The sequence below is a fragment of the Mesorhizobium sp. Arg314 genome, assembly GCF_053714275.1.
The window spans coordinates 1-5,953 of record NZ_JBSKBP010000102.1; the positions used below are offsets into that span (position 1 = coordinate 1).

The 5,953-nt window shown below is 58.5% G+C and carries 5 protein-coding genes; all 5 read left to right on the forward strand.

Features of this window, described 5'->3' with window-relative positions; all coding sequences use genetic code 11:
• The first annotated feature begins 51 nt into the window (after positions 1-51).
• Complete coding sequence (locus ACWGS9_RS33725) at positions 52-1,227, forward strand: ABC transporter ATP-binding protein (protein WP_454509268.1); 1,176 nt, start codon at positions 52-54, stop codon at positions 1,225-1,227.
• 68 nt (positions 1,228-1,295) lie between these two features.
• The gene (locus ACWGS9_RS33730; RefSeq protein WP_454509272.1) at positions 1,296-2,180 is read left to right on the forward strand and encodes a carbohydrate ABC transporter permease; all 885 of its coding nucleotides are present in this window, start codon (positions 1,296-1,298) and stop codon (positions 2,178-2,180) included.
• Positions 2,177-3,022 carry a carbohydrate ABC transporter permease gene (locus ACWGS9_RS33735; protein ID WP_454509269.1) on the forward strand — a complete coding sequence of 282 codons (846 nt, stop codon included), beginning with the start codon at positions 2,177-2,179 and terminating at the stop codon, positions 3,020-3,022. The genes ACWGS9_RS33730 and ACWGS9_RS33735 overlap by 4 nt, the downstream gene beginning before the upstream one ends.
• A 67-nt stretch (positions 3,023-3,089) precedes the next feature.
• Entirely contained in the window at positions 3,090-4,364 is a 1,275-nt protein-coding gene (locus ACWGS9_RS33740; RefSeq protein WP_454509270.1) for an extracellular solute-binding protein, read from the forward strand.
• Between the two features lie 152 nt (positions 4,365-4,516).
• Positions 4,517-5,653 (forward strand): aminotransferase-like domain-containing protein, encoded by a 1,137-nt coding sequence (locus tag ACWGS9_RS33745; protein WP_454509271.1) that lies wholly within the window; start codon positions 4,517-4,519, stop codon positions 5,651-5,653.
• The last annotated feature ends 300 nt before the right edge of the window (positions 5,654-5,953 follow it).

Consider the following 5,953-nt stretch of genomic DNA (forward strand, 5'->3'; position numbering starts at 1 on the left):
TCGAGGCGGCGCGAGCTTTTGCCAGCTCACCGACAAGCGAGGTACCGCAAAATGGCGGCCATAACCATCGAAAAAATCGAAAGAACCTTCGCCGCTACAACCGTGCTCCGCGACGTCTCGCTTGAGATCGCCGATGGCGAGTTCCTGACGCTTCTGGGACCGTCTGGCTGCGGAAAGTCAACGCTGCTTAGGATCTTGGCCGGGCTCGATGTGCAGACAGGCGGATCGGTTGCGATCGGGGATCGGGTTGTCGACGGCGTGCGTCCTAAGCGACGAGACGTGGCGATGGTGTTTCAGTCCTACGCCCTCTATCCGCATATGACGGTACAGGAGAACATGAGCGTACCGCTCCGTATGCGCCGGCTAAGCGGCTGGCAAAGGCTGCCGCTGATCGGGCGTTGGCTGCCGGGTACAAAAGCGATTCACGCCGAGATCGAAATCGACGTGATGCGCACTGCCAAGGCACTCGGCATTGGCCATCTTCTGGCGCGCAAGCCCGGTCAATTGTCTGGCGGCCAGCGTCAGCGTGTCGCCGTCGGCCGTGCCATGGTCCGCCAGCCTGCCGTTTTCCTGATGGACGAACCGCTGTCCAATCTCGATGCCAAACTGCGCGTCCAGATGCGCGCCGAGATCAAGGAACTGCACAAGCGGCTCGGCGTCACCTTCGTCTATGTCACCCATGACCAAGCCGAAGCCATGACCATGTCCGACCGAGTGGCGGTCATGCTCGATGGCGAACTTCTCCAGGTGGCGACGCCGCAGGAGATCTATGCCGATCCGGACGATCGACGGGTCGCCGAGTTCATCGGATCGCCCAAGATCAACATCCTTGAAGCAAAGTTGCACGAGAACGGTCTCGCCAGCACAGCTGGCACGACCTTTGCAATCCTCTCCCACATTGCCCAGGGCTCGAGCATTTCGGTTGGAATCCGTCCGGAGGCTTTCCATCTCGTCAACGGCCACGGCACAAATGTTCTGACAGGTGCGGTGCGTCTGGTCGAGCACATGGGCTCCGACTTGTTCGTTCATCTAGACGTACCGGGGAGCGACCATCGGGTCGTAGCCCGACTGCTTGCCGAACGAGCACCGCAGATCACATCCGGTCAGACGTTGCATCTTGGCGTCAGGTCGGAACGCCTGCTTCTGTTTGGCGCTGACGGACGGCGCCTGCGTCCCAGCGATCATCCAGGGGCGACCGTCTTGAAATTGAAGGAGCGCACACAGTGAGCGTCGTCTCTTCTCGCTCAAGCGAACTGGCGAAATCGTCGCCTGATTGCGTCGTCTCCCGGGAGGCACTGCGCCGTCACAGGATCAGTGAGGTACTCGCCGCCTGGTCGCTCGCCGGCCCGGCCTTGGTGCTGCTCATCTTCCTGTTCTTCCTGCCGGTGTTCGCCGTCTTTGGTATCGCGCTGACCGACTGGCAGTTCGGCGCAAGCTCGATGTCCTTCGTCGGCTTCGACAACTTCAGGGAAGTCTTCGCCGATGAGGGCTTCCGCGCCTCGTTCGTCAACACGATCCTGTATGTGGTGATCGTCGTGCCAAGCACGATCGTGCTGGCATTGGCGATCGCGCTTCTGATCGAGAGCGGCAAGTCCTGCCGTGCCTTCTATCGGGCCATTCACTTTCTGCCCTTCATGGCGACGCTAACGGCCATGGCGATCGCCTGGGAGGCGCTCCTGCACCCCACCATCGGCCTGGTCAACCAGACGCTTGCAAGCTTCGGCCTGCCGACCGCCAACTGGCTGCGTGACGAGAATACCGTTCTGCCGGTGCTGGCTGTGATCGGCATCTGGCAGAACCTCGGCTATGCCATGGTACTGTTCCTCGCCGGACTGAAGTCGATCCCGCAGGACCTCTATGACGCCGCCGACATCGATGGCGCCGATCTCTGGCTCGACCGCTTACGCACTGTCACCCTGCCGATGCTCGGCCCCGTCACCATGTTCGTCTTCATCGTCGTGGCACTCAAGGCGTTCGAGACCTTCGACACCGTGCAAGTGCTGACCCAGGGCGGGCCGGGACATGCCTCCGAGATGCTGCTCTACACGCTCTACCGCGAGAGCTTTGAGTATCTGCGCACCGGTTACGGCGCCGCAGTCGCCGTCGTCTTTCTCTTCATCGTCGTCTCCCTGACGCTGATCCAGGCGCGCGTGTTGGACAAAAAGGTTCACTACCAATGAGCACGCACAGCACCCAAGGGCTAGCCATCCCATCGGCCATCATGAGACATGCCGCGCTTCTGGTCACCTCCGCGCTGATCCTCGTTCCTTTCGTCTGGATGGTGTCTCTGTCGATCAAGCCACCGGGGGAAATTTTCCGCGCCTCCTTCAGCTTCTGGCCCGAACACTTCTACGGCGTCGAGAACTACACCAGGGCGCTGACGAGCTCTCCGCTGCCGCGCTACATGCTGAACGGCGTTATCGTCTGCACCGCAATCCTCGCGCTCCAGATCGCAGTCTGCGCGCCGGCGGCCTACGCACTCGCCAAGCTGGATTTTCCCGGCCGCAGTCTCCTCTTCGCGCTTGTGTTGATCGCGCTACTTTTGCCCCATGAGGTGCTGGCGCTGCCACTCTTCGTCCTCGGCTACAAGCTCGGCATTCTCAACACCTATGCAGCGCTGATCTTTCCTTACGTGGTCTCGCCCTTCGGCATTTTCCTGTTCCGCCAGTTCTTCAAGACGATCCCCGATGACGTCGTCCATGCCGCACGGCTCGATGGGTTTTCTGAACTCGCCATCGTCTGGCGCATCATGGTCCCGATGGCGCTGCCGGCCATAATCGCCTTCGCTATCTTCTCTGTCGTATCTCATTGGAACAGCCTGTTCTGGCCGCTGATCGCTGTGCGCGAGCAGAACCTGATGCCGCCGCCGCTCGGCATCATGGTCTTCAAAAACGAGGAGGCAGGTAACGACTACGGTCCCCTTATGGCGGCATCCACCATCGTCGTCCTCCCACTCGTCATCGCCTTCCTCTCCGCCCAAAAGTGGTTTGTTGAAGGTCTGACTGGAGGCGCGGTGAAGTGAAGTTATAGCGTCCCCAATTGATGCGGATCAAAGCAGACAAACAATCAGATAAACTAGGGATTTGGTCATGGAAATTAACAGAAGAGAACTGCTTTCGGGTCTCGCTGCCCTGACGATTTTGGGATGCGCTGGACGACCTAGCTACGCAGCGGGCAACGGCATCCAATTCGGAACCATATCAGCTGCGTCAATTAAAGGGATCAACGACGCTGCAGAGCAGGAATTCAAAGCTCGCTTCCCAAGCAGCGGCCTTCGGCAAGTTCCGCTAGGCGACAATTGGGAACCTGCTCTCCAAACCCTGCTCCGCCAGGCAATCGTTGGTGACAAGCCAGATTTCATAGAGCAGGCATTGAACTACACCAAGCTCCTTAACAGCCGAAAATTGGTGCAACCGCTCGACCAGTTAATTGAAGCAGACGGCGGATGGGAAGTGCTGGGTCTTCCCGCGGCAATGAAGGATACGGTCTCAGCAGGAGGGAAGGTTTACGCCGTCCCCTATGCAACGACGATTCCGGTGCTGTACATCAATCGTGATCTGGTCAAGTCGGCAGGATTTGATCCAGACAACTTCCCCACTACCTGGCCGGAAATATTCGAAATTTCCAAAAAGATCCACGGCTCGAAAAAGGACATTATAGGGATCAATCTTGAATATGACGCCTCCGCAGCCTGGATGTTTCAGACTTTCCTGATGGGTTATGGCGGACGAATGATGACCCCCGACGACTCAACGATAATGTTCAACAGCGAAGCGGGCAAAAAAGCTCTCGAGCTAATCGCCGAATTTGGTCGCTCCGGTTCCGTCGATATGTTGTCTGCACAGGCAAGGCAGGCATTCAGTGCCGGCACTCTCGGCATCAATGTGCGCACTGCCTCCGGTATTCCCGGGGTCGTGAAGCAGAGCGCCGGCAACTTCGACTTCGACATTAAGCCGCTCCCGATCTTGTCCAAGGAGGGAGTTATTCCAGGAGCCGGTAACGGTCTGATGATGCTGACCGACGATCCCGAAAAGCAGAAAGAAGTATGGGAGTTCTTCAAGTTTATGTTGAGTGGCGCTGGCCAGAAGATTCTGGTCGAGAACTCCGGATACATGCCAGTCAATCAGGATGTGGTGAAGGCCGGCGGCGCACTCAGTAGCTTCTATGATGCGCATCCGTTGCAGAAAACGTCGCTTCAACAGCTTGATCGTGCCGTCGATTGGTATGCATTCCCGGGCGACAATTCGGTGAAGATTTTCGACGCAATGATCGAGGCTCAGCGTCAGCTCATCACTGGTCGGACCACTCCAGACAAGGCTATGGCGGACATGGTCGAGGCGACTACAAAGTTGCTTGGCCGGTGAGCTGTTCCAGTGGGGGGGCACGATTGTCTACCACCTCTACTGCAGCGAAATAGATGGGCCGATGATCTGCGAACCGGTGGCGGCATGGCCCCCGTTTCTGGGGGCTTGCCGGCCCGAAACAACGCGATGAAGAGAACGCTAGGACAAATAAGATGAATCCAATCAATATGAGTGGAAACCTGCCCCCGCTCGTGCCTCATGTTTTCGACGACATCTACCGCGCCGCGATCGCCCAAGTTCTGGATGACGGCTCTCTAAATTCTTTGATAGGCGCTCACCAATTCTGCGGTTCGGAACGCGACCGAACCGCTGGCGCGCGATTTGCGGCTTTGCGGCTCCCAGAGATTCCCCCATCGGATCGGGTGGTTGTCGCCAATGGGACGCAAAGTATCTTGTCCATGCTTTTGTATAGCCTCGTCGGGAAAGGCGGCTGCCTTGCTATCGAGGCGTTGAGCTATCCGACGATGCACCAGTTCGCCGACATGTTCGGCTTTCGCCTGAGCGCAGTGCCGATGGACCACGAGGGACTCGAACCAGAGGCCTTCGAGGCGACCTGCCGTAAGGATGCGCCTTCCGCCTATTATGCGCTTCCCACCCTTCAGAACCCGACAACAGCAGTCATGAGCGTCGAACGGCGAAAAGCGATTGCAGAAATATGCCGCCGCTACAATGTCGCGATCATCGAGGACGACATCTATAGCCTGTTGCCGCGTGACATTCCGCCGCCGCTCTCGTCTTTCGCACCGGAACTTTCCTGGTACATCCTTGGTACTGCCAAATCCATGGCAGCTGCGCTCAAGGTCGCTTATCTCGTCGCGCCGAAAGCAGAGGATGTACCTAAGCTGTTCTGGCCCGGGGTACGCGCGACCTACTGGATGTGCGCGCCGATCAACGCAGCTGTCGCGTCCAGACTGATCGAGGGGGACGGGGCTGCCCGCATCATCGAAGCTGTGCGTACAGAAACGCGCGAGCGCCAGGCCCTTGTTGCGGCTCGCTTTGCTGGTGCCGATCTCCGCACCATGCCTGAATGCTTGCATGTCTGGCTTCCCCTTCCGGAAGAGCGCCCGGCGGCAAAGTTCGTCGAAGTGGTGGGCTCCCTCGGGGTCAACATCAGCCCCAGCGCCACCTATGCGTTCGGCGATGGCACACCGCCAAATGCGATCCGCTTTGGAACCGGCACAGCCCGGAATCGAGCCACCTTTGAACGCGGCTTGGATGCCATCATCCACGCCTACAATTCGGCTCCCGCCGGGAAGAACCGGACCCACCAGAGAACAGCGGTCTATTGACGAACTACCAGCGAACCTCCGGATAGTTTGCTCAACCCCAGAGGCTGGATCAGCTCTTTTGACCCAAGGAGAACCACGATGCCTAGACAGCCAAAGTGAGGCACCAAGATCAAGCCTCGTCTAACGATGGGCCCAGGCAGCCTTGCTTGGGCAACCGGTCACTTCGAGAAAAAGCCCCGCGACTTGCCGGGGCGAAGCTTCAACGCCGCTCGATAAGGAGCCTTCAAATGAAACGAATACTGTTGTCGGTTATTGGCGCCATCGGCCTGATGGCATCTGCGTCTTGGTCGCACGCCGAAC